This is a genomic window from Serratia sp. 506_PEND (assembly GCF_001076875.1).
Lineage (GTDB): Bacteria > Pseudomonadota > Gammaproteobacteria > Enterobacterales > Enterobacteriaceae > Serratia > Serratia marcescens.
The window spans coordinates 1-22,569 of the sequence record NZ_JVEL01000220.1 but is presented as its reverse complement, the minus strand read 5'-3'; the positions used below and the strand labels follow the sequence as shown (position 1 = coordinate 22,569).

The 22,569-nt window shown below is 57.9% G+C and carries 31 protein-coding genes; 22 read left to right on the top strand and 9 right to left on the bottom strand.

The features are described 5' to 3' along the window. The first annotated feature begins 39 nt into the window (after positions 1 to 39). From ADK28_RS05610 to ADK28_RS05520, 19 genes are all read left to right on the top strand, one after another. Positions 40 to 564, top strand: coding sequence for a GPO family capsid scaffolding protein (locus ADK28_RS05610; RefSeq protein ID WP_048795122.1), 525 nt, complete (start codon positions 40 to 42; stop codon positions 562 to 564). A 36-nt stretch (positions 565 to 600) separates the two neighbouring features. Then, entirely contained in the window at positions 601 to 1,653 is a 1,053-nt protein-coding gene (locus tag ADK28_RS05605) for a phage major capsid protein, P2 family (RefSeq protein ID WP_048795121.1), read from the top strand. Between the two features lie 50 nt (positions 1,654 to 1,703). Continuing rightward, positions 1,704 to 2,615 (top strand): phage terminase small subunit, encoded by a 912-nt coding sequence (gpM, locus tag ADK28_RS05600; RefSeq protein ID WP_048795120.1) that lies wholly within the window; start codon positions 1,704 to 1,706, stop codon positions 2,613 to 2,615. A gap of 99 nt (positions 2,616 to 2,714) precedes the next feature. Further along, a complete protein-coding gene (locus tag ADK28_RS05595; RefSeq protein WP_048795119.1) occupies positions 2,715 to 3,209 on the top strand; it encodes a head completion/stabilization protein in 495 nt (164 codons plus the stop codon). After that, entirely contained in the window at positions 3,209 to 3,412 is a 204-nt protein-coding gene (locus ADK28_RS05590; RefSeq protein WP_048795118.1) for a tail protein X, read from the top strand. Before ADK28_RS05595 ends, ADK28_RS05590 begins: the two co-directional genes overlap by 1 nt. Positions 3,413 to 3,428: 16 nt before the next feature. Then, positions 3,429 to 3,824: a putative holin gene (locus tag ADK28_RS05585; RefSeq protein ID WP_048795117.1), complete on the top strand. Its 396-nt coding sequence runs from the start codon at positions 3,429 to 3,431 to the stop codon at positions 3,822 to 3,824. Continuing rightward, on the top strand, positions 3,821 to 4,105 hold the full coding sequence (locus tag ADK28_RS05580) for a phage holin family protein (protein WP_048795116.1): 285 nt from the start codon (positions 3,821 to 3,823) through the stop codon (positions 4,103 to 4,105). The genes ADK28_RS05585 and ADK28_RS05580 overlap by 4 nt, the downstream gene beginning before the upstream one ends. Then, positions 4,098 to 4,487 carry a M15 family metallopeptidase gene (locus tag ADK28_RS05575; protein ID WP_048795115.1) on the top strand — a complete coding sequence of 130 codons (390 nt, stop codon included), beginning with the start codon at positions 4,098 to 4,100 and terminating at the stop codon, positions 4,485 to 4,487. Before ADK28_RS05580 ends, ADK28_RS05575 begins: the two co-directional genes overlap by 8 nt. After that, positions 4,484 to 4,870: a DUF2570 domain-containing protein gene (locus ADK28_RS05570; protein ID WP_048795114.1), complete on the top strand. Its 387-nt coding sequence runs from the start codon at positions 4,484 to 4,486 to the stop codon at positions 4,868 to 4,870. The genes ADK28_RS05575 and ADK28_RS05570 overlap by 4 nt, the downstream gene beginning before the upstream one ends. After that, complete coding sequence (gene lysC, locus ADK28_RS32875) at positions 4,800 to 5,033, top strand: Rz1-like lysis system protein LysC (protein ID WP_239686211.1); 234 nt, start codon at positions 4,800 to 4,802, stop codon at positions 5,031 to 5,033. Before ADK28_RS05570 ends, lysC begins: the two co-directional genes overlap by 71 nt. Beyond that, positions 5,026 to 5,355: a hypothetical protein gene (locus ADK28_RS05560; RefSeq protein ID WP_048795113.1), complete on the top strand. Its 330-nt coding sequence runs from the start codon at positions 5,026 to 5,028 to the stop codon at positions 5,353 to 5,355. The genes lysC and ADK28_RS05560 overlap by 8 nt, the downstream gene beginning before the upstream one ends. Then, complete coding sequence (locus ADK28_RS05555; protein ID WP_048795112.1) at positions 5,349 to 5,843, top strand: phage tail protein; 495 nt, start codon at positions 5,349 to 5,351, stop codon at positions 5,841 to 5,843. Before ADK28_RS05560 ends, ADK28_RS05555 begins: the two co-directional genes overlap by 7 nt. Next, the gene (locus ADK28_RS05550) at positions 5,833 to 6,474 is read left to right on the top strand and encodes a phage virion morphogenesis protein (RefSeq protein ID WP_048795111.1); all 642 of its coding nucleotides are present in this window, start codon (positions 5,833 to 5,835) and stop codon (positions 6,472 to 6,474) included. The genes ADK28_RS05555 and ADK28_RS05550 overlap by 11 nt, the downstream gene beginning before the upstream one ends. After that, the gene (locus tag ADK28_RS05545) at positions 6,471 to 7,100 is read left to right on the top strand and encodes a phage baseplate assembly protein V (RefSeq protein ID WP_048795110.1); all 630 of its coding nucleotides are present in this window, start codon (positions 6,471 to 6,473) and stop codon (positions 7,098 to 7,100) included. Before ADK28_RS05550 ends, ADK28_RS05545 begins: the two co-directional genes overlap by 4 nt. Further along, complete coding sequence (locus ADK28_RS05540; protein ID WP_065426245.1) at positions 7,097 to 7,447, top strand: GPW/gp25 family protein; 351 nt, start codon at positions 7,097 to 7,099, stop codon at positions 7,445 to 7,447. Before ADK28_RS05545 ends, ADK28_RS05540 begins: the two co-directional genes overlap by 4 nt. Then, a complete protein-coding gene (locus tag ADK28_RS05535; RefSeq protein WP_048795109.1) occupies positions 7,444 to 8,355 on the top strand; it encodes a baseplate J/gp47 family protein in 912 nt (303 codons plus the stop codon). The genes ADK28_RS05540 and ADK28_RS05535 overlap by 4 nt, the downstream gene beginning before the upstream one ends. Further along, positions 8,348 to 8,875 (top strand): phage tail protein I, encoded by a 528-nt coding sequence (locus ADK28_RS05530; protein ID WP_048795108.1) that lies wholly within the window; start codon positions 8,348 to 8,350, stop codon positions 8,873 to 8,875. The genes ADK28_RS05535 and ADK28_RS05530 overlap by 8 nt, the downstream gene beginning before the upstream one ends. Before the next feature lie 9 nt (positions 8,876 to 8,884). Beyond that, positions 8,885 to 10,939, top strand: a complete 2,055-nt coding sequence (locus ADK28_RS29220; RefSeq protein WP_053091629.1) for a phage tail protein — start codon at positions 8,885 to 8,887, stop codon at positions 10,937 to 10,939. 1 nt (position 10,940) lies between these two features. Next, positions 10,941 to 11,366: a tail fiber assembly protein gene (locus ADK28_RS05520; RefSeq protein WP_048795107.1), complete on the top strand. Its 426-nt coding sequence runs from the start codon at positions 10,941 to 10,943 to the stop codon at positions 11,364 to 11,366. 117 nt (positions 11,367 to 11,483) lie between these two features. Here the strand turns inward: ADK28_RS05520 and ADK28_RS05515 are convergent, their stop codons facing one another. The 6 genes from ADK28_RS05515 to ADK28_RS05495 all read right to left on the bottom strand — a co-directional run bounded on the left by ADK28_RS05515 (position 11,484) and on the right by ADK28_RS05495 (position 17,260). Next, a complete protein-coding gene (locus ADK28_RS05515; RefSeq protein ID WP_048795106.1) occupies positions 11,484 to 11,921 on the bottom strand; it encodes a phage tail protein in 438 nt (145 codons plus the stop codon). A 4-nt stretch (positions 11,922 to 11,925) separates the two neighbouring features. Beyond that, entirely contained in the window at positions 11,926 to 15,030 is a 3,105-nt protein-coding gene (locus tag ADK28_RS05510; protein ID WP_048795105.1) for a phage tail tape measure protein, read from the bottom strand. Further along, on the bottom strand, positions 15,027 to 15,092 hold the full coding sequence (locus ADK28_RS33415; RefSeq protein ID WP_306341629.1) for a GpE family phage tail protein: 66 nt from the start codon (positions 15,090 to 15,092) through the stop codon (positions 15,027 to 15,029). The genes ADK28_RS05510 and ADK28_RS33415 overlap by 4 nt, the downstream gene beginning before the upstream one ends. 65 nt (positions 15,093 to 15,157) lie before the next feature. Next, entirely contained in the window at positions 15,158 to 15,478 is a 321-nt protein-coding gene (locus tag ADK28_RS05505; protein WP_048795104.1) for a phage tail assembly protein, read from the bottom strand. Between the two features lie 66 nt (positions 15,479 to 15,544). Then, positions 15,545 to 16,057, bottom strand: a complete 513-nt coding sequence (locus ADK28_RS05500) for a phage major tail tube protein (RefSeq protein WP_048795103.1) — start codon at positions 16,055 to 16,057, stop codon at positions 15,545 to 15,547. A gap of 12 nt (positions 16,058 to 16,069) precedes the next feature. Continuing rightward, complete coding sequence (locus tag ADK28_RS05495) at positions 16,070 to 17,260, bottom strand: phage tail sheath subtilisin-like domain-containing protein (protein WP_239686210.1); 1,191 nt, start codon at positions 17,258 to 17,260, stop codon at positions 16,070 to 16,072. 156 nt (positions 17,261 to 17,416) lie between these two features. Between ADK28_RS05495 and ADK28_RS05490 the strand changes: the two genes are divergently transcribed. Together ADK28_RS05490 and ADK28_RS29780 are read left to right on the top strand one after the other, a co-directional pair. Further along, positions 17,417 to 18,538 carry a phage late control D family protein gene (locus tag ADK28_RS05490; RefSeq protein WP_048795101.1) on the top strand — a complete coding sequence of 374 codons (1,122 nt, stop codon included), beginning with the start codon at positions 17,417 to 17,419 and terminating at the stop codon, positions 18,536 to 18,538. Between the two features lie 42 nt (positions 18,539 to 18,580). Then, the gene (locus ADK28_RS29780; RefSeq protein WP_075202038.1) at positions 18,581 to 18,832 is read left to right on the top strand and encodes an ogr/Delta-like zinc finger family protein; all 252 of its coding nucleotides are present in this window, start codon (positions 18,581 to 18,583) and stop codon (positions 18,830 to 18,832) included. Between the two features lie 112 nt (positions 18,833 to 18,944). Here the strand turns inward: ADK28_RS29780 and recN are convergent, their stop codons facing one another. Further along, a complete protein-coding gene (gene recN, locus ADK28_RS05485; RefSeq protein ID WP_048795100.1) occupies positions 18,945 to 20,606 on the bottom strand; it encodes a DNA repair protein RecN in 1,662 nt (553 codons plus the stop codon). 86 nt (positions 20,607 to 20,692) lie between these two features. Then, positions 20,693 to 21,571: an NAD(+) kinase gene (gene nadK / locus ADK28_RS05480; RefSeq protein ID WP_004929107.1), complete on the bottom strand. Its 879-nt coding sequence runs from the start codon at positions 21,569 to 21,571 to the stop codon at positions 20,693 to 20,695. Between the two features lie 125 nt (positions 21,572 to 21,696). On the opposite strand from nadK, the gene grpE reads away from it, so the two are divergent. Beyond that, a complete protein-coding gene (gene grpE / locus ADK28_RS05475) occupies positions 21,697 to 22,281 on the top strand; it encodes a nucleotide exchange factor GrpE (protein ID WP_016929801.1) in 585 nt (194 codons plus the stop codon). Between the two features lie 56 nt (positions 22,282 to 22,337). Here grpE and ADK28_RS05470 read toward each other — a convergent pair. Then, a partial coding sequence (locus ADK28_RS05470; protein WP_048795099.1) for a uracil-DNA glycosylase family protein occupies positions 22,338 to 22,569 on the bottom strand: 232 nt, incomplete at its 5' end.

The following is a 22,569-nucleotide window of genomic DNA, read 5'->3' as shown; positions in this document are numbered from 1 at the left end:
CGCCGCGCTGATCGCCGGTAAGGTTGCCGGTCTGTCGAGATGCACCCGTCCTTACCTGCGACCGGTCGCGCCTATCTGTGTGGCCTGGCGGTCACCGACAACCCGGCGAGCTTCGGCACCGAGATGTTGAAGTTCTGCGCAGGGCAAGAGGTTAACCCGCTGGCCTCCCGCAAAGAGTCACCGGAGATCTTATTCTCGGCAGCCCGTGAAGTTCAGATGGATTTTGAAGAGATGAGCGATCCGACCAGCGAAAGCGGGAAGAACTTCTTCACCAGCATCATGAATTTGCTCACCGGTAATACCCGGCAATTCACCCAGGATGCCAGCGAACTGCGCCAGGCGGTAACGCTCATTGCCGAAAAGCAGCGTGACACCCTCGACAAGCTGGAGAAATACAGCGCGCTGGAGCAGAAGCACGGCAAATTGCAGCAGGATTTCACCACGTTGCAGAGCGATTTTGACACGCTGAAAGGCCAGCTTGACGCCCAGCCGAACAATTACACCCAGCGTCCGCCGGCGATTGGCGGTGACGATAAATCGAATGCCGAGTTAGCCGACTGCTAACAGCGCAATAACCAACAGCAGGATAAGTCTATGACAATGCGAAACGAAACCCGTGAGTTGTGGGACAAATATATCGCACGCCAGGTAGAGCTGAACGGTGTGACCGTCGGCGCCGTGACCAAAGGGTTCAATCTTGCCCCTTCCGTCGCGCAGACACTGGAAGATAAAACGCAACAGTCCGACGAATTTTTGAAGAAGATCAACATCGTTGGTGTTCCTGAGCAGGAAGGTGAAAAAATCGGCCTGGGCATTAATGGCCCGCTGGCGTCTACCAACGACTCCACCACGGATCGCCGTGTTCCGCGTTCTGTTCACACGCTGGAAAATAACAAATATCGCTGTGAGAAGACCAACACCGATACGTTTATCAGCTATGCGCAATTGGACATGTGGGCGAAGTTCAAGGACTTCCAGACCCGTATCACCAACCAGATCATCAAGCGACGGGCATTGGATCGCATCACCGTCGGTTTTAACGGTACAAGCCGCGCGGATAAATCGGATCTGAACGCCAATCCACTGCTGCAAGATGTGAATATTGGTTGGTTGCAGCAGTACCGTCTGCATGCGCCGCAGCGCGTGATGAAGGATGTCACGATCACCAGCCGTGACGACGAAAACAAGGTCGTTGCCAAAGGCATGTACGGCAACGTCGACTCCCTGGTTTATGACGCCAAAAACAACCTGCTGGATGAGTGGAATAAGCGCTCGACCGAGCTGGTTGTTATCTGCGGCGGCAACATCGTGACCAGTAAAGAGTTTTCGATCCTGAATGCCATCAGTGCCAGCAACCCAAACTCGGAAGCATTGGCCGGGCAGCTGCTGGTTGCCAGTAAGAAAATTGCCGGCCTGGACAGCTACATCGCGCCGTTCTTCCCGGATGGGACGCTGTTTATTACGCCGTTCCAGAACCTCTCCATCTACTTCATGGATGACAAACATCGCCGCATGATCCGCGAGGAACCGCATTACAACCGCGTGGCGACCTATGAATCGTCCAACGATGCCTATGTCGTTGAAGACTACGGTTTTGGTTGCCTGGTTGAGGGGATCACTTTCGCCAAAGCTGAAACCGGCGGCGGTGCATAAGTCAGGCTTACAGCCGGGGCATCCGCCCCGGCCATCAGGGGGCAAACATCATGCTGACTCCAGCACAACGACATTTTCAAGAAACCATGGCAGCCCGCCGTGGCGAACAAAACACCTTCGGTGACTTCACCGCTTACGAGCAGATGCTGCACCGGCTGCGCATCGATAAGGTGAAGCTCCAAAATATCCAGTCGGATACAGCCAAGGGCGCCGTCAAGCGCAACCTGATCGCCGGTTATCAGGGCTGGGTGGATGGCGCGCTAAACGCGGATACCGGCCAGGCTGATGACGTGCTGACCACCGTCATGATCTGGAATATCGATGCCGGCAACATCGAGGAAGCCTTGCGTATTGGCGAGTACGTCTTGCGCCACGGTTTGTCGATGCCTGACCAGTACAAACGCACCACGGCGACCGCCCTCGTTGACGAGATTTGTGATCCGATCCTGACGGCCTTCAGCCGTGATCCGCGTATCGCACCAGTAGATCAGGCGCTGCTGCTGCGCCTGGACGCCATGACGACGGACGAAGATATGCCGGATCAGGTGCGCGCCAAGCTGTTCAAGGCCATCGGCTATTGCCAGCGCTTGCAGCCGGCGACCAGTGAATCGGCGCTCGCCTACCTTCAGCAAGCCATTACCTTGTTCAACGGGATCGGCGTGAAGCGCGACATCGAAAACCTGATGCGTGCCATCAAGAAAGGCGCCAGCACTGACGGACAAAGCGACGGCGGCACCGGCGGTGATGCTGATAACGCGGGCGGCGCCGGTTCATCAGATGCCAATGCCGGCCCTGACGGCGGCACGGGTAATGCTTCGCAGAACCCGGAGACAACGAAGAAACCCGCAGCACCGAAGAAACCCGCGCCGCCGAAAAAGCCGGCAGCAGCGCAAAAGCCAGCGGCCTCGACCAGGGCGCGCGCCGGCAACCAGAATTCACGCTCGGTGAAAACCAAGCAGTAACCCAATGTGCCCCCGCGCACCCAGGCGGCACGACGTGGCAGCATCAGCTTTGCTGTTTACCGCCACGTCGTCCACCGCCTGACCTATCAGGAGGCCGCGATGAGTCTCGTTGCGCCCAAAGAAATTAACCCGATTGAGGGAGACGCACCCGACCTTGACGACGGCGGCGCCCTGGTCAAGTCCGGGGCGTTTTGGCCGGAGATCACCCTGCGCGATCTGCGTACCAGCATGCGCATTAACGGCAAGGTGACAACCGATCGGTTGATGCATGCCGCCACGGAAGCTGTTTTGCACACCAACGACCAGCTGAAGGAATACCGGCTTGACCAGGAAAAACAAGGGAATGCCTCACTAAAGGACGTGCCGTCAGAGTCTATCAACGACGAATCGACGTTGGTCTATCGCTATCGTCGCGCGGTGTACAGCATCACCAAGGCATCACTGACTGAGCGCTATCGCGATATTGACACCACCCGCGACGGCGAGAAGCACGCGGAGGCGCTCAGCACGCAGATCGACATGCTGTGGCGCGATGCGCGTTGGGCTATCCGCGACATTCTCGGTGAGGATCGCGGCCTGGCGGAGTTGGTCTGATGGAGGTCAAGGCGTTGCAGGGCGATACCGTTGATCAACTGTGTTACCGCTATTACGGCAAAACACAGGGGGTGACTGAGGCGGTATTGGAGGCGAACCCAGGTCTGTGCGAAGGCGGGCCGTTTCTGGCCGCCGGTCAGGTGATTACGTTGCCTGACATCGCCAGGCAGGCGCGTGAGGACATCGTTCAGTTATGGGATTGAATTGTAAGGGGTTGACATGGCAGAGCCATTAACCATCAGCACCGGCGTAGCGACGAGTGCCGTCACCGGGATCGCGATAGCGGGCATGGTGCCAGGTGCTGACCCCGGCGTCATGATCGGTGCGTTTGCTGGTGCCGTCATATTCGTATTGTCGGCGGCGGATTTTCCCTTGTGGAAGCGGGCCATGTTGTTCGTGGTGTCCATGCTGGTCGGCATGTATGCCGCAGAGCTGAGCGCCTCGATAGTCGCATCGCTGCTGACTACGTTGTTGCGTGAGTCCATCACGGTACAAAAGCCCGTCGGCGCCGTGCTGGCCGCTGCCGCGGCGGTGCGCATTCTGATGATGTTCAGCGCCAGGCCAAGTAGCAACGGATCCATATTCGACCGCTTTCGCGGTGGGGGTGAGAAGTGAGCTATCAGACAGTTCTGTTAAGTATCAATGCCGTAGCCTGCGGACTGATTGCTGTCAGGCTGCTGATGTACCGCCGCCAGGGGGCTGCCTATCGGTTCGCCGGCGCCGGGTTCGCTTATGCGCTGATCGTTGCCTGCGCCGCTGTCGTGATCCGCGTGGTGACCGGGCATTACCTGTTTGCTGATTGGGCGGAGACGCTGATCAATCTGACGTTATGCGCTGCCGTTTACACCGCCCGCGGCAATGTGATGCACCTGTTTCGGAGGAAGGTCGATGACTAATTTCTGCTTCAGCCCGCGCAGCGAAAACAATCTGTGCGGCGTTAACCCTGACTTGGTGCGTGTTGTGCGCCGTGCGCTGGCCTTGTCCGATGTCGATTTCGGCATCACTGAGGGGTTACGTACGCCAGAACGGCAGCGCCAGCTGGTTGCCGCCGGTAAGTCGCAGACGCAAAACAGCCGGCATCTGACCGGCCATGCGGTAGATGTTTTCGCCTACCCGACGCCAGCAGGCTCCTGGGAGTGGAAGTATTACTCACAGATTTCAGCCGCGTTTAAGCAGGCGGCCGCCGAGCTCAATATCCCGATCGAGTGGGGCGGCGACTGGAAGACGCTGAAAGATGGGCCGCATTTCCAGTTACCGCACCGGGACTACCCCGCATGACGAATGCCTTGGCGATGCTCAAGAACGGCGGGCTACTGGCGTTGCTGCTTAGCACCCTGTGCCTGATGGGTTACAGCTCGCTCCTGTCGCACCGGCTGGAGTCCGCGCGCCAGCAGGCCGCGGAGCTGCAAAAAAGCCTGGCACAGCAGGCCGGGCTGATTGCCACCCTGCAAACGCAGGATGCGCAGAACCGCGCGCTGATGGCGGCGCAGCAGCAGCAGGAGCAGCAACTGCGGGAACAGAGCGATGAATATCAGAGGAAATACCGTGAGGCAATCAAAGGTAATCGCTGCGCTGCTGAGCGCATGCCTGATGCTGTGCTTGAGCTCCTGCGCCCAGCCGTCGGCACCGGCGCCGCAGGTGGTGCAGCTGCTGCCCCCTGAGTCCGTGTTTACCGCCTGCGCGCAACCGAGTCTTCAGGGTGACACCTGGGGTGATGCGGTGAGTTATACGCTGGCGCTCAAGGCGGCATTAGACATTTGCGCCGTACGGGTGCAGACGTTGATCGAGTGGCGGCAACGCCAGCAAGGGGGAAAGGGTGCATAAACCGTTCGAATGTGAGTTTGTCGCCGAGATTGGATTAACGGGCAATGCGCGGGGCCGCCGGCAGTGGTTCACCGGCAAGCCGATTATGCAGGTCGAAGTGGTGCAGGAAGTGAAGACAGTTGTCGGCACCCAGGTGACCGGCCGCCGGTATAAAACCATCTGGCGAGATGCCACCTTGAGCGAATCTTTCCAGATACAGCATCGCGTGGGGTTGATGGTGAAGCCAGACGATGAAACGCATGAGGTCAAGCGACCAGCACCGCCAACGCCGCCGCCACGTCCCCACGCCGTGAATGAGAAGGCCAAGGAGTCACCATGCTGAAAGCCAAATTGATGCGCGACATCATCACGGAGTTTCACCCGTGGTTTAAGACGAATCCCGACGCGCTGGAGGTGTATGTCACTCGCGGCAAAGTGATCGCCACCGGTACGCCGTCCATGTCGTTCATGTATCAGTACGAGCTGAACGTGCTGGCAATGGATTTTCCGGGGGATTTGGACAGGTTGACGCTCCCCATCTTGAGCTGGGCTCGTCAGCATCAGCCCGATCTGCTGTTTAACCCGGAACGGCGCCGCGATGGCATTGATTTTGATGCCGACATTCTTAACGACGACACCATCGACGTGTTGTATGTCATCAAGGCCACCGAACGGGTGATTGTGGCGATGGAAGAGGGGGAGTTGGTGATTGAGCATCTGGCCGAGCCGCCGGTTTACCCGGAGATCCTGAAAGCATGGGATGTGCTGGTGACGGGGCCAACGGATGAGTTTCATCTGCAAAGAAAAGGGAAGGCGTTGAATGTCCAGTGATAACGCGCTGTTCATGCAGTTGGAGCAGGAGCTACAGCGCCTGGTATCCACGGCCAAACCCAGCTACCGGCGCAGCATGGCGCGCAAGTTGTCGCGTGTTATCCAGCTGGATCAACAAAAACGCATTCGCAGCCAGAAAAACCCCGACGGCTCGGCCTATGTCGCCCGCCGGCGCAAAGTGTTACGCGCACAGCTGGGGATCCGTTTTGTATGGAAGGGCGAGGAGCGCGTATTGAAGAACTGGCGCGCCACGCGCGGCCGTGGCGGGCGGATGATCACCGGGCATGATGAAGAACGCGGCGCGGTGCGCTCTTTCTACCGCAAGGACATTGAGCGCTATCTCTCGATTGACCGCAGCGAGACCCGCAAGACAAGCCGGCGCGACTACCCCATGTTTCGGCGGCTGCGTGCGGCGCGATACCTGCGGGCAACCGCAACGCCGTCGGCCGCGGTGGTGGGGTTTCAGGGGCGTGCGGCGGCCATTGCTCGCCAGCATCAGTACGGCCTGACAGGCAGCATCAACGAATTGGCAAAGGTTCGTTATCCGAAACGCGAGCTGCTGGGGCTGTCGCCGCATGAACGTATGACGCTTATCGATGTGATTTACCGTGATTTGTTGGAGGGGCTATGACCATTGCCGAATTGTACCGGCTGCTGTGTAACCTGGTGCGCACGGGGGTAGTGGCGGAGGTTGATCTCACCGCGCAGCGTTGTCGGGTGACCTCGGGGCAATTGTCTACGACCTGGCTCCCCTGGTTAACGCATCGGGCGGGGCGGTCGCGCACCTGGTGGGCACCCTCGGTGGGGGAGCAGGTTGTTCTCCTGGCGATCGGGGGAGAGCTCAGCACGGCTTTCGTGCTGCCGGCGTTGTACAGCGATGCATCGCCGGCGCCGTCGGCATCGGCGGATGCCTGGCACGTGACCTTCCCTGATGGCGCCATTATCGAATACGAGCCGGACACCGGCGCAATGTCTGTGACGGGCGTCAAAAGCGCGACTATCCAGGCCAGCGACAGCATCAGCGCAGAGAGTCAGCAGGTCACCGTGAAGGCCTCGGTCAAGATTATGCTGGATACGCCAGAGGTGGAGTGTTCCAACCACCTGAGCGCCAAAACATTCAGCGTGACGGAAGGGGGCGAGATGTCCGGTGACATCACGCACAGCGGCGGCACGTTCTCCTCCAATGGGATCGTCGTCGATGACCACAAACACGGCGGCGTACAAACCGGCGGCGGCCAGACAGGAAAACCCGTATGAGCACAATGAAATATCTCGATATGGATATGCAGGCTGGCGACCGGCTGACCGACGGCCAGCAGTTGCGCCAGTCCATCCATGACATTTTGCTGACGCCGCTGGGTAGCCGGGTCATGCGGCGCCAATATGGCTCGGCTCTGTTCGCGCTGCTGGATAAGCCCAACAATCCGGCCATCGAGTTGCAGTTAATTTCTGCTGCCTGCATTGCGCTGTATCAGTGGGAGCCGCGCTTGACGCCGACGCAAATCACTGTGAGCCCGGCAGGCGAGAGCGGAAGGCGGTTGATTGTGACCGGCCAGCAGAAAGAGGCCATGACCGTCTTTACTACGGAGGTGCCCTTGTCATGAGCGGAACCATTGATCTGTCGCAACTGCCACCGCCGGACGTGATCGAGACGGTGGATTTTGAGGTGCTGCTGAGCGACATCAAGCAATACCTGATCGCCTGCTTCCCGGAGGAAGAACAGCCGGCCGTACGCCGTGCACTGGCGCTGGAATCCAGCATGCTGAGCATCACCTGCCAGGCGCTGGCGTATCGGGAGATGTTGTTGCGCCAGCGGATCAATGAGGCGGCGCGCGCCAACATGCTGGCCTTTGCGCTGGGCACGGATTTGGAGCACCTGGCGGCGCTGTTCAACGTTGAACGCCTGACCATTGTACCGGAGGACGGCAGTACCACGCCGCCAACGCCGGCGGTGAAGGAGGCGGATAGTCAGCTGCGCCAGCGCGTCCCCCAGGCGATGGAGGGAATGAGCGTTGCCGGCCCCATGGCGGCCTATGAGTTTCATGCGCGCAGCGCTGACGGTCGGGTCGCCGATGCCAGCGCCATCAGTCCGGCGCCGGCAATGGTCACCATTTCTGTACTGTCTACCGAAGGGAACGGCACGGCAGATGATGCAGTGGTCGCCGCGGTCACCAAGGCGCTGAATGATGAAGAGGTGCGGCCGGTTGCCGATCGCGTCACCGTGCAAAGCGCGCAGGTGATTGAGTATCGGGTCGATGCCGTGGTGTACGTCTATCCGGGCCCGGAAATTGAGCCCATCTTGGAGGCCGCTGCGCAGAGCCTTAACCAGTACGCACGCGAACAGCGCCGATTGGGGCGCGACATCCGGCTATCGGCCATCTATGCCGCTTTGCATGTCGAGGGGATCCAGCGCGTGGAGCTGAAAAGCCCGCTTAAAGACATCGTTTTAGATCAGACGCAGGCGGGGTACTGCACCGAACAGCTGATTACTTTCGGGGGCTACGATGCGTAACAGCTTGTTGCCACCGCATGCAACGCCGTTGATGCAGCGCATCGAGCAGGCGTGCGAGAAGGCGACAACGTTGCCGGTGCCATTGCGCACGCTGTGGGATCCGGGTACGTGCCCGCCGGCATTGCTGCCTTACCTGGCCTGGGCGTTGTCGGTCGATCGTTGGGATGCCAGTTGGAGCACAGAGGCTAAACGCGATGCTATTCGGCAGGCCTATTTCATCCATCGCCACAAAGGCACCATTGCGGCGCTACGCCGGGCGGTCGAGCCGCTGGGCTATCTGATACAGGTGATCGAATGGTGGCAGGATGGCGAACAGCCCGGCACCTTCCGCGCCGATATTGGCGTACATGAGGAAGGGATCACGGAAGAGATGTATCAGGAATTGGAGCGGGTGATCGCCGATGCTAAACCGGTCAGCCGGCACCTGATAGGGCTGACGTTGATCCAGGACGTGCCCGGAACTCTGTATATCGGCGCCGCTGCCATCGACGGCGACGTCATCACGGTTTACCCCGGATAAGGAATGAACATGAGCAAATATAAGGCGATAGTGACAACCGCCGGGGCCGCAAAGATTGCCGCGGCATCCGCTGGCGGCAAGCAACTGAAAATTACACATATGGCGGTGGGTGACGGCAATGGCGTGTTGCCGACGCCAAACCCGGCGCAGACGAAGCTTATCAATGAGAAAGACCGCGCGCGGCTTAACACGCTGACGATCGATAAATCCATTGATAACCATATCATTGCCGAGCTTATTCTCCCGGCCAACGTTGGCGGGTTCTGGCTGCGGGAAATGGGACTCTATGACGATGCCGGCACGCTCATCGCCGTCAGTAACATGGCAGAAAGTTACAAGCCGAAACTGGAGGAAGGCAGCGGCCGCACGCAGACGCTGCGCATGGTGCTGATCGTCAGCAGCACCGAAGCTATCCAGATTATTGCCGGCGGCGATACTGTGCTGGCGACGCGCGATTTCGTCGACGATGCCATCAAGGCGCATGAGAAGACCCGCAACCACCCGGACGCCAGCACGACAGCGAAGGGCCTGGTACAGCTGAGCAGCGCGACAACCAGCAACGACGAGACCAAAGCCGCCACCCCAAAAGCGGTAAAAGATGTCAACGACGCCAGTGCCAAGAAAGCGGCCAACCTCTCAGATCTGACAGATAAAGCCGCTGCGCGCGGTAATCTTGCGCTGGGAACCGCGGCGACGAAGAACGTCGGCACAGGAAGCGGCAATGTGATGGAAGTAGGCACCGCTGGCTTGGGTGTTGGCCCTGTCGCTAAGGCCGACGCTTACAGCAACATTGCGCAGTTTTACCGTGTAGATGATAAAGCGTCGAATAAACCACCGATACAGTATACGTCCGCTGGTGTTGTCAGCTTACCCATTGATGGCGGGCCATCAACCGGATATCTGGCGATCAGTATCCAGGGTGATGCCTGGATAGGCCAATCAACTGTTGAAGCCAAAGGTGTGAATTGGACGCGTATTTTCACCGAAAAATCCCCGCCCACGGCTAATAACGTTAGCGCTGCTGACTGGCGAAACAACTTTGCCGCCAGGCTAGGGATCTCGCGTATATTGTCAGGAAACAACGGGCCCACTTCACCTGGCGTGTGGAGCGTTGAGAATAGCACTTGGGCTGGCACGACATGGGGTTCACTCATTTGTACGACGAACAGCAGCGACTTGTCGACAACGCCTGGCAATCAGAAGTTTCTTCATTACTTGCAAATTACACATGAGGCCGGCGGAAAAGCGGGTCTGCGCACTGCTATTAATGTTAATGGCACCTTCAGTGGTTGGAATCGCGTCTATACCACGGATTATAAACCCACCTCCTCAGATGTTGGGGCTGTACAGCAGGGCGGCGGAGCTAATCAGTCAAACAACAAGGTTTATATTGGTTGGGGTAATGATGGAATTCTTCGTTGTACAGTTGATAGTACAGACTTGGGGCAGATTTTTACTACAAAATCACCGCCCACTGCCGCAGAAACCAAGGCATATCCGATAACAGGCGGAAATCTGCGCGGTAGCCTAAATGCACTGGGTGGAGTTGGCACGCAAGGCGGCGCGTTCTTCATTCGAAATGCTGACGGCGTGCAGGTTGCCAGTATTTCAGCAAATAGTAACGGCTCAATCTCTATTTATTCTGACGTTACGGGGCGTTCATTCGGTATTGGTAGTGATGGCGGATTCTTTACGTCGAGTGGCGTTGGAATATCAGAGTCAGGCCAGCGTGTTTATAGCCCCAACAATCCACCTCCCAGCCAAACGGATAAATCGGTTAGCGGTGATGGGTGGTGGTATCGTGATTCGCGCACCGGGATTATTTTTCAGGGCGGTTTTACTTCTGGCTCCGCTGACCCCAACGGCGCAATTGACCGCATTCCGTTAAATATTGCCGTCCCCAACAGACTTCTGTTCGTTTCGACCATTATCAGGAACTATGCACAAGGCTATCAGACAACTTGGAACCCGCAAACGCGCAACCTATCTGGCGAGCGAAACGGTTTTGACTGGATTCACGGCTCGAATGAGCGTGAGGTTTATTGGATGGCTATAGGGTATTAATATGTCTAACTATTATTTCAGCAAAACCACCTGCGCTTTTTATCCCGTTGAGCTTTTGGAAGCCTACAAGGACGCCGGGACGCTTCCTGATGATGTTGTATCGGTGACGGATGCCGCATGCGAAAAATATACATGCCCCCCACCTGACGGAAAAACGCGCGGCGCTAACAATCGGGGCCAGCCTGAATGGGTAGACATGCCGGAGCCAAGCAAAGAAGATAGCATCCTCCTTGCGACAATGAAAAAGCAGCAGTTGATGACTGATGCCGAAGAGGCTATAGCGCTGCTATCACGCGCAGCAAAATATGACATCGCTACTGAAGAGGAAAAGATAAGACTGGAGGAGCTAGAAAAATACACTGTGTTACTGAGCCGAATAAATCCGGACGATGCACCAAAAATAGATTGGCCTCAGCCACCTGCATAAACAAAACCCCGCGAAGCAATCCGCGGGGTTTTTTCTTCTACTGCCGGCAATCATCGCTATTCCTGACTGTGCTGGCCATCGTCCTGCAGTACAGTCAAAAATGGCTGTACTCGATGCTTAACTGGGGATCATGCTCAGCAGATCATCGGCGGTGACATCGGCCAATCCTTCGCGAACGTCCTCGCTCACTTTTTTCAGCGACAGCGTGAACTCGATTTTTTTCGCCTTGCCATCGGCAAAAAATTCAGTCCGGGTTTCGGTGATGCTGTCGATAACAAACATGCCGTAGATGACGCCCGTACCTTCAATCAGCGGCCAGGGCCGGGCGGTGTAGGCCATGGTGCGCAACACTTCTAGCGATACGTCACCGCCAGTAACTTCGGGGTACAGAGAGCCGCTCAGCGTGATCGCATCTTCGCCGGCGCCAATATACTGCCAGGAAGCGGATCTGCCGATGCGCTCGTTGTTGACATGGCGAAAGCCAGACGTGCGCGCCAGTGACTGATAGGGGGCGCTTTGGAGCATGAACACGAACATGCCATAAACCATCATCATAGCTTTACTCCTTATCGCTCAGGCGGGAACGGCGGCGCGTGTCGTTTTCGCGCATCAGCTCCCGCAGTTTGTCTTTCACCAGCTCACCCAACGCCCGCTGATCGCTCATGTCCACGCCATGAAAATGCACTTCGAACGTGTAATTGTCGCGGCTGATCGCCTGGCGGTTGCTACCAAATGAGCGGTTAGGCGACTCTGGAATGAGCTTTAAGCCTGATGGCAGCACGTTGTCAGCCAAGCCAATCACTGAGCGTTTCAGACTGTCGAGCAAAGATGAGCGCTGAATCTGTAGGCGCGGTTCTTGATACAGTCCGTCAATAGCCGCTACTGGTGGCCGGTTTTTGAAGACGATATCGCCGAGTTTTTTCACGTCCGACGCGGATGTTTTTTCAGTCGATGCCGCATTAAGACCGCCGGCAGCGCCTTTTTTACTTTTTGTACCAGTGGCTCCGCCATAGACCTCAGAGCCGTAAACTTGTTTAGCCGTTTCGCCCGTCTTTTTTATCGCATCCTGTTTGGTCTCTTCGGCTTCTTTGGTTTTTTTGCCTGCCTGGGTGATGGCATTGACATCTTGCAGCAGCAGGTTGGCCTTGCCTGCGAGCTTCTTCGCATCGTCGGGGCTCATTGCTGCGATTGCCTGGCTGGCCGCGTCGGCGGCGCTAGGGATCACGCCGAGTTTTTCCAGTATCCAGCCTAACCCCTTGGCGATTTGCGCTATCGGCCACATCAGGCCGGATATAGCCATGCCGACCACCTTGCCGAAGGTTTCGCCGGCGGCGGTGCATTTCTCCAGTGATTCCTTGGATGTTTCGACGGGCTCAAACAAACTTTTGAACCAGTTCCACACCTTGCTGATGGCAGTGCCGATCACATCAAACAGCGGCGCCAGCGGCGCAAAGGCAGCAGAAAAGGCTTCCTTCAGCGGCGCCAATCCCTCCATCAGGCCGGTAAAGTAGCCGGCGAAAAAGGCCTTGATCGGCTCCCAATATTTCCAGATCAGCAGCCCAGCACCGACAATAGCCATAGCCAGTAGGCCGACAGGGCTTAGCAGCAGCGAGAAGCCGCCACCCAGCATCGTCAGGCCGGTGCGAGCGACGTTGAACAACATTCCGAAACCACCTGTCGCCAGCGTGCGCAGGCCATTACCCAGCGCTGCCAATGCTGCGCCCGGTTGAGTGAATGCAAATGTCAGCCCCTGACTTATCGCCAGCCCGCCACGTAACAACCCGACTTGCAGGCTATTGCCCAGCAACGCCACTCGGCTGCGCAGATTGCCCAGCGCTGTCATGCCGCCACGGAATACGCCGGGCCAATCTTTGATGCTGCGCCCAACGCCGGACAAAGAGGGGAGCAGCCGGCCAAGTGTACCGGTCAATCCTTTTGCCGAGGGGATAAGCGCACCCAAGCCACGGCCGCCGGTCAGCATGAAGAGACTGAGGCGCATCATGGCGAAGGGCACGATGATCGCCGCCGCCGCGAGCGCCAATGTTCCCAGAGCAACTGCCGCCGCACCTATGACCATGACGGTCAGCGTCAGCATTTTTGTTAATTTAGGGTTGGCCTTCATCCATTCACCCACGCGCATTAGCACCTGGGTGATATCTTGCACCAATGCGCGCAGCGGCTCGTCTACACTGGCCGCCATCTGGATCCGCAGAAACTCAAATGCAGATCCCATTTGCAGGATGTCACCGGGAAGGTTGTCTATTTTAGTTGTTGCGATATTACCGGCTTTACCGTCGCTGTTGCGGTTCATGTCGGCGCGTTCGCGCAGCTTGCCGCTGCCCGCCGCCTTGACAACCGCCGCCATCCCTTTTTGCGCCTCAATCCCCCAGAGGTCTTTACCAAGCTGAACTTGACTGACTTGGTTAAAGCGCCCCATTTTTTTACTGATATCTTCCATGATGCTGAGAACAGGGCGGATACTCCCGTCAGCATTTGCCACGCTTACACCAAGGGCGCTTAGCGCTGCTTTTGATGTCTTCTCGGTGAAAAGACGCGTCAGGCCTTGCGTTGATGTCCCCGCCATGGAGCCCTTGACCCCATCATCCGCCATTACGCCAAGCATGGCGGCGCCATCCTCCAGGGAGACGCCGATATTGCGGAAATTGGGGGCGGCATACTTCATCGCCTCGCCCAGTTGAGTGAGGTCGGTTGTGGCCTTGGTAAATGTCGCTGTCAGCACGTCACCGACATGGTTGGACTCTTTGGCAGTAAGCCCCATGGCCGAGCGAATGTCCGACATCAGGTCGGCAGAAAAACCCAATTCGACCCCGCTGGCGGACGCCAGACTCAGCACACCCGGCGTGGCCGACATGATGTCTGTAGGTGAGTCCCCCGCCTGCGCCAGGTATTTCTGTGCGGATGAAACCTGTGTTGTCGTAAACACCGTTGACGCGCCCAACTGCTCGGCTTGTTCGCGCAAGGCCTTCAGTTCTGGAGCGTTCTTATCCAGGCCAGCCAAAGCCTGCGTATCAGACATGCCGGCCGAAAAATCGAGACCCGGCTTCAAGAATCGGCCGACGCCGTAGAGCATGCCTCCGCCCGCCGCGATACCCGCCGCACCAGCGCCGGCGAGCTTGCCGCGTACTTCTTTCGCTCGAGCGACATTGGCTTGCATACGGGTCACCGCGCTGAGGCGGCGTTGTTGTTCGGCTAACTGACGGTTATAGCTTTCGGTTCGCCGGGTGATCTGTGCGGTGGCGCTGTCGCTTTGACGCACGGAGACGCCGTGGCGGTACATTTGAGCCGTGACGGCATTAAGTTTTTGCTTTTCTTTGTCGAGAGAACGCCCTAACCGGTCGCGTTCGAGGCGTGATGCCGCCAGTGCTTTGCGTTGCTCATCGGTCTGTTGCTTGAGCGGGCCAAACTCGGCCCGCAGGCTTTTCGCCTTGGCTTTGGCTGCTTCATAGGCCGCGGCGTTTTTGTTGATGGACGCGTTGAGGCGATCAAAGGTTTTTGCCTGGCCGCCCAAGTTCTTGATGCTGCCCTGGGTGGCTTTGATTTGAGAAGCGAGACCGGCCGCGCTGCGTTGCGCAGCGCTGACCGGCCCGGATAGCTTGTTGGCGGCGCTGAGCGCCACCCGAATATTGAGGTTGCGGTCTGTCATGATTCACTTCCGTTACGGACGGCCGCGCGCTCACGCCATTTCAGCAACTCAGGCACCGACATGGCGTCGTACTCCGACGGCGCCCAATGAAAGACGGTAGCTATGTCGGCGATGATTTCATCGGTCTCTACGCTTGGGCATCGAACGATGCGCTGTCCTCCGGCAGCATTTCCTGCGCCGAATTCGGTGCTAAAAAAGTGGCTACACCGGTCGCCAATTCAGAAAAGTCCTGAATATTCATTGAAGCGATTTCGACTTCGGTCAGGCGTGGTGAGGTGACACGCGGAAGGAGAGTGATCAGCGAATTGACATCACTGGTCATGACGTCATAGAGCTTCAGGCCGCGCAGGGCGCCTACTTGCTTCATGGTGTCGGTAATGGTGACTTCGGTGATCTCTTCGCCGCTGGTACGTTTGATGGCGACGGAAAGCGGGATAACTTTAGACATAGCGTCGGGCTCCGGTTGTGCCTGGCAATGGGCCGCCAGGCATGGATAAGTTTATTTAACGTTCGGTTAGTGGCCGATGTTCTTGCGGTGCTGCTCCAGCAGATCTTTTCCGTCGACCTTCCAAATCAGGTTGAGCAGGTCAACTTCAAAAACCTCTGAATTGTCGATCGTCACCTTGCAGTAGGCATTTTTCAGGGTGTACTTGTGCTGGGTGTTATCCCCGGACTTTGCCGATCCCCAATCCAGTTCGGTAAACCGCCCGCGCGTCTGGATCTCACAGGCCGTGGTTTGGCCGGTGGCATCATCGTAATACGACCCCGCGAAGCGCAGTTGCAGGCTGTCGAGCGTACCGCCGAAGGTTTTGAGCAGGCCAACTTCCAGACCGCCCATGGTGACATCCATGTCGAGCGCGCCGCCGTCCAACCCCATGAGAACGGCAACGGATCCTGGCATTCCTGCCCCCTGGTAATCCTCGGTTTTTAACGTGAGCTTCGGCACGGTAATTTCTTCAACCTGGCCGAGATACGTTTGACCGTCGATAAATACGTCAAACATAAAGAGTTTTTTAGGCATCCCCATGACGTTTACTCCTTATCCCTGCTGGTTGAAGACGGCGAAATATTCATCGGTGAAGGTCTGGGTCAACTCCAGATTCTCCAGCGGTGGCACCGGCGTGTATTTGTAGCGGATGTGCGCCTTACCGTCGCGCAGGTTCTCTTTCGGGTTGTCTGCCGGGTCGTACCAGCAGTCAAATCCGAGCAGCCGGCCAGCGGTGACCAACTGCTTACCTTTCCGGTTGATACCGTCCACGATGTCTTTGATCAGCGATGGCGTGAGCGTTTTATCGATGTAGGCAAAGTGCGCTTCAACGATCATGTCAGCCAGGATTTGCGCCGTGCGGGTGTAGACCTCAAAGAAGTAGGTCTGCGCATCACAGGTGCGGTTACCCCAGAAGCGGAAGCCGTCGCGTTTGATCAGCGTGGTCACGTTGTGGCTGTTGAGATCGTCCGCATCGGTGTCTTTCCCCTGGAGCGACCACCAGATGTCGGCAGAGATCCCCAGCACGCCATCCAGCGGCACGTTAGACAGCGACTTATGCCAGCCTTGCTCACTGTCAATTTTAGCGCGCAAGCCGAGGGCATAGGCGGTTGCCGGGACAACCTCGTTTTGTCCTGACTGGCTGCTATAGGCAATGAAGTCAGGAAAAATAATCATCAGCTCGCGTTGGCTGAATGTCTCGCGGTAGATTTTCACCTCCGCAATGGTTTTTTGGCCGTGCGCGCCGATGTAGGCAAACGCCCGGAGTTTTTCCGCGAATACGCCAAGTTGGGCCGCCACAGGCTCGGTATCCAGCCCAGGCGCGGCCAGAAGGCGAGGATGTGCGCCTGTGTGGGTTTCGGCCGTCAGTAGCGCATACAGACCGGTATAGCGCCCTTCATCGCTGACGCCCCCGATAACTAATTGGTCTTGCGTCTTATCGGCGTTCTTCGCTTCGGCGACGCGTACGACAACCACCTTCGGGCTGCACTGGTCAGAAATTGCTTTCAGCGTGGTGTACAGCGTGCCGGTTTTCCCTGCTTTTCCCAGCACGCTATTAACGCGAGTGATCATGGTTGGCGTGTCGAGCGGAAACGTAGCGGCATCAGCATCATCAGCAGTGCACACCACGCCGATCACAGAAGTATCAATATCGCGGATAAGCGTACCGAGTTCTGTGGTTTCGTTGACCGACGCGCCATGATGAAAAGCGGAAGCCGTTGCCATTGATAACAATGCGGACATGACTTTTACCTCATGGGTTAAACATGCTGCCATAGTGGGTTAGCCATTGATAAAAATCATGTCGTTAGGCTTGTCGCAGGCACGGGAGAAGTTGAGCGCGTTGTTTACGTGCGCGCACGCGACAATCCTGTAAAAAACAGCGAATAAGGTGCGGGCATGGAATTTATCGACAAATTGCTCACTGACGATTATGTCAGGCGTCCAGGGTTTGATTTACTTATCGGCGGGGAAACGGTCACGGAGGTGAACCGCCGGCTATTGTCGCTGACCGTTACCGATAATCGCGGTTTTGAGGCGGATACTGTGGAGCTGGTGATCGATGATGCTGACGGCAAAGTTGCCTTGCCGCGGCGGGGTGTTGATGTCTCGGTCTCCATCGGGTGGGAGGGCGAATCGCTGGTGCATAAGGGTATCTTCACCGTCGATGAAGTCAGCCATAGCGGGCCGCCGGATCGGTTAACGGTCACCGCGCGTAGCGCCGATTTTAGAGAGGATTTTAACGTCAAGCGTGAGTATAGCTGGCACGATGTCACCGTGGGTGATGTCGTCAGCGCGATCGCCGGCCGCTACAATCTGAAGCCCGGCGTCAGCAGCAGCCTGAAAGACGTGGAGATCGACCACGCCGATCAGACCAGCGAGAGCGACATCAGCTTTTTAACACGCATGGCGGAGCTGCTCGGGGCGATAGCGACCATCAAGAACGGCATGTTGTTGTTCATTGTGCCAGGGCAAAGCGTCAGCCGAAGTGGGAAGCCATTACCCAGCATCACCATCACGCGCGCCAGCGGTGATAGGCATAGTTTTCGCGTTGCAGACAGGGATGCTTACACCGGCGTGCAGGCGTATTGGCTGGATCTTAACTACGGCAAAAAGCCTGCAACAGTTATCAAGCGTCGACGGAAGCCGGCAAAGCAAAAGACACCGGCTTCCAGTAGCCGGGAGGGTGATTACCTGGAAGGCGCAGAAGGTAATGTGTTTGTGATGCGTCAGACATTCAGAACAGAGCGGGCTGCCCGTCGTGCCGCTGCGGCGAAATGGTTGCAACTTCAGCGCGGCGCCGCCGAGTTTGGCATTACGCTGGCGTGCGGCCGTCCGGATATTTACCCTGAATTGCATGCGAAGGTAGCCGGGTTCAAATCGGTGATCGACAACGCGGATTGGGTGATCGCCAGGGTGGTGCATACCATCGGGGAGCAGGGCTATCAGACGGCGTTGGAGCTGGAGGTCAAAGTCAAAGGCACCGAAATGGAGTCTGCCGACAAAACAGCCGATGAGTGATATAGTTACCAAAGGCAAACCCCAAAACCAAGGCAGTACCCCATGGCGTTCAGATGTCCGCGTTGTGGCGCAGTAGCAAAGACTCGCACCAGTGAAGAAATGAGCAACATCACCCGGCGCAGTTACCACCAGTGCAACAATATGCTGTGTGGCTGCACCTTCACTACAACGACAACATTGGAGCGGTATATTTGTACCCCTAACCCGCCCGATCTGTCCGATGGCTTCAGGCTGCCGCGGCAAGCCTTCCCCAGTAGCCATTACGGTACGGATCAACTCCCTCTGAACCTGTAACCCCATAACCCGCCGAGATGGCGGGTTTTTTATGGTCAATTTGTGGATCTTATTTTAACAAAAGTAATTATTATCAATCACTTATTTTAAATAAAAAGAAAGTTGAGCTTTTTTATGCCGCCAGCAGTTCTTTGGCGTTCGCCAACGTATTGCGGGTGACTTCGCTGCCGCCGAGCAGGCGCGCCAGCTCCTGCAGCCGGGCGCGTTTATCCAGCGGCGCCATCTGGGTTTCGGTGACCGTGCCGTCGGTCTGCTTGCTGACGAACAGGTGCTGATGCCCGCATCCGGCCACCTGCGGCAGGTGGGTGACGCACATTACCTGGGTGGATTCGCCGAGCTGGCGCAGCAGACGGCCGACGATGGCGGCGGTCGGGCCGCTGATGCCCACGTCCACCTCATCGAAGATCAGCGCCGGGGTTTCCATCTTGCGGGCGGTGATCACCTGAATGGCCAGCGCGATGCGCGACAGCTCGCCGCCGGAGGCGACCTTCGCCAGCGGCTGCAGCGGCTGCCCCGGGTTGGTGGAGACGCAGAACTCGGTGCGGCTGGCCCCTTCGGCGCTCAGGTGCTGCGGTTCGAAGCGCACGTCGATGTTGAACTTGCCGTGCGGCATGGAGAGCGCCTGCATGCTGTCGGTGATGAGCGTGGTCAGCTCGGCGGCGTAGTGCAGGCGTTTCTGATGCAGCTGCTCCGCCAGCGCCAGCGCCTGCTGATGATGCAGGGCGACCGCCTCGTTCAGATGCTCATGGTCGCTTTCCTGCTGAGACAGCAGCTGCTGTTCATCCAGCAACTGCTGATGCAGCTGCGGCAGCTCTTCCGGCGCGACCTGGTGTTTGCGCGCCAGGCTGATTTGGCGCGACAGGCGTTGCTCCAGCTCGTGCAGGCGATTGGGATCGAGATCCATGCGATCGGCGTAATGGCGCAGCTCGTCGCTGGCTTCGCTGATCTGGATAGAGGCCTCTTCCAGCATGTCTAGCAGGCCGCTGAGCTTATCGTCCAGCCCGGCCAGTTCAAGCAGCAGGTGTTTGGCGCTGTAAAGCTGGCTGAGCATGTTGTTCTCGTCGCTGTCGGCCAGCAGCTGCAACGCTTGCTGGCTGAGGGTCAGCAGCTGGCCGCTGTTGGCCAGGCGCTTGTACTCGGCGTCGGTCTGCTCGAACTCGCCGGCCTGCGGCGCGAATTCGTTCAGCTCTTTCAATTGGTATTGCAGCAGTTGCTTGCGCGCTTCGCGTTCGATGGACTGTTGCTGATGGTGCGCCAGTTCGCGGCAGCTCTGGTGCCAGCGCTGGTAGGCCTGGCTCATCGCCGCCAGCAGGGCGGGTTCGTCGGCGTAGGCGTCGAGCAGCGCTTTTTGGTGCTCCGGCTTGAGCAGCAGCTGATGGGCGTGTTGACCGTGGATTTGAATCAGGCGTTGCCCCAGCTCGCGCAGCTGCGACAGCGGCACGGCGGTGCCGTTGATAAAACCGCGCGAACGGCCGTCGGCGTTGATCACCCGCCGCAGCAGGCATTCGTTGCTGTCGTCCAGCTGGTTCTGCTCCAGCCATTCGCGCGCGGACGGGGTGTCCGCCAGCGAGAAGCGGGCGCAGATGTCGGCGCGGGCGGCTCCCAGGCGCACCACGTTGCCGTCGGCGCGGTTGCCGAGGCACAGCCCGAGCGCATCGATAGCGATGGATTTGCCGGCGCCGGTTTCACCGGTGATCGCCGTCATGCCCGGTTGAAAATCGATTTCCAACTCACGAACGATAGCAAAGTTGCTGATGGTTAATTGCGCCAGCATGGGAACCTTCCTGTGTATAAACACATAACTGTAGTTTCATACAGTATAAACTGGTTTTATATACAGTAAAGTGGCCGGCGCAGATTTTAGAACAATTTTTTAGACCAGCCCAACTTGGTGCTTAACGTGTTGAAATAGCTGTAGTCCTTCGGGTGAATCAGGTTCAGATGGAAGTTGCTGCGGCGGATCAGCACTTCTTCGCCTTCCTGGATCGGCAGCGCGATCTGGCTGTCGCAGCTAATCTCCAGATCGCTGCCGATCTGCGAAAACTTCAGGCGGATGGTGCTGTCGCCGTTGATCACCAGCGGCCGGGCGGACAGGGTGTGCGGGAACATTGGCACCAGCGCGATCGCCTCCAGCGACGGGGTAAGGATCGGCCCGCCGGCGGAGAGCGAGTAGGCGGTGGAGCCGGTCGGGGTGGCGATGATCAGGCCGTCGGAGCGCTGCGAGAAGGCGAAACGATCGTCGATGTACACCTCGAATTCGATCATGTGCGCCACTTTGCCGGGGTGCAGCACCACCTCGTTGATGGCGGTGCTGATGCGGCACTGCTGGTGCTCTTTATGCACGATGGTTTCCAACAGGAAACGCTGTTCGTCGATGTACTCGCCTTCCAGCACGTCCGCCAGCTGCTGCAGAGCGTTGTCGGGATCGAGATCGGTGAGGAAGCCGAGGTTGCCGCGGTTGACTCCGATCACCTTGATGTCATAGCGCGCCAGCACGCGCGCGGCGCCGAGCATGTTGCCGTCGCCGCCGACCACCACTGCCAGGTCGGCCCGCTGGCCGATATCCGCCAGGCTGCCGGTCACGGCGTCTTTCAGCCCCAAATCATGGGCGATTTGGCGTTCGACCATCACCGAATAGCCGCGGGCGACCAGCCAGTGGAACAGCATCTCGTGGGTTGCCAGCGCTGAAGGGTGACGCGGGTGGCCAACAATGCCAATACAGGCGAATTTTTTATTCATTTGCTGTGATTTTCCTCACCGGGACCCGTTTATGCCCCACATTGTGACCGGTTGACTTGAAACCCCGGTTTTGATCCCCATAATAAGCCAAGTTGCGAGATTAATGCTAAAACGCGGAGATATTCATGAGTAGTAAAGAACAGAAGACGCCAAACGAGCAAGTCTCGGAAGAAATGGAACAACACGCTCATCACGAGGATACGCTGCCGGAAGCGGCGGAAGGCGTCGATCTGCGCGATGCGCGTATCGCCGAACTGGAAGCCCAACTGGCGGAAGCTCAGCAGCAAGAGCGCGACAGCCTGCTGCGCGCCAAAGCGGAAGCGGAAAACATCCGTCGCCGCGCCGAACTGGACGTCGAGAAAGCGCACAAGTTCGCCCTGGAGAAATTCTCCGGCGATCTGCTGCCGGTGATCGACAACCTGGAGCGCGCGCTGGATCTGGCGGATAAAAACAATCCGGAACTGGCTGCAATGATTGAAGGCATCGAGCTGACGTTGAAATCGCTGCTGGACGTGGTGCGCAAGTACGGCATCGAAATCGTCGGCGACGTCAACGTGCCGTTCAACCCGGAAGTGCATCAGGCGATGAGCATGATGGAATCCGCCGATCACCAGCCGAACCACGTGATGATGGTGATGCAGAAAGGCTATACGCTGAACGGCCGCCTGCTGCGCCCTGCGATGGTCGCGGTCTCCAAGGCCAAGGCGTAATCGCTCCGGCAACTGCATAAAGAAAGGCACCCAAGGGTGCCTTTTTTGTTTCTGGGCTACGCCTGCGGCAGGCGCGGCATCCAGTCGATCGGCGTGAGCCCTTGCTGCTCCAGCAGCTGATTGGCCTGCGAGAAGTGGCGGCAGCCGAGGAAACCGCGGTGGGCGGAAAGCGGCGATGGGTGCGGCGCTTTCAGCACGTGGTGGCGGTTGCGGTCGATAAAGTTGCCTTTCTTCTGCGCGTGCGAGCCCCACAGCAGGAACACCACGCCTTCGCGGTTCTCGTTCAGG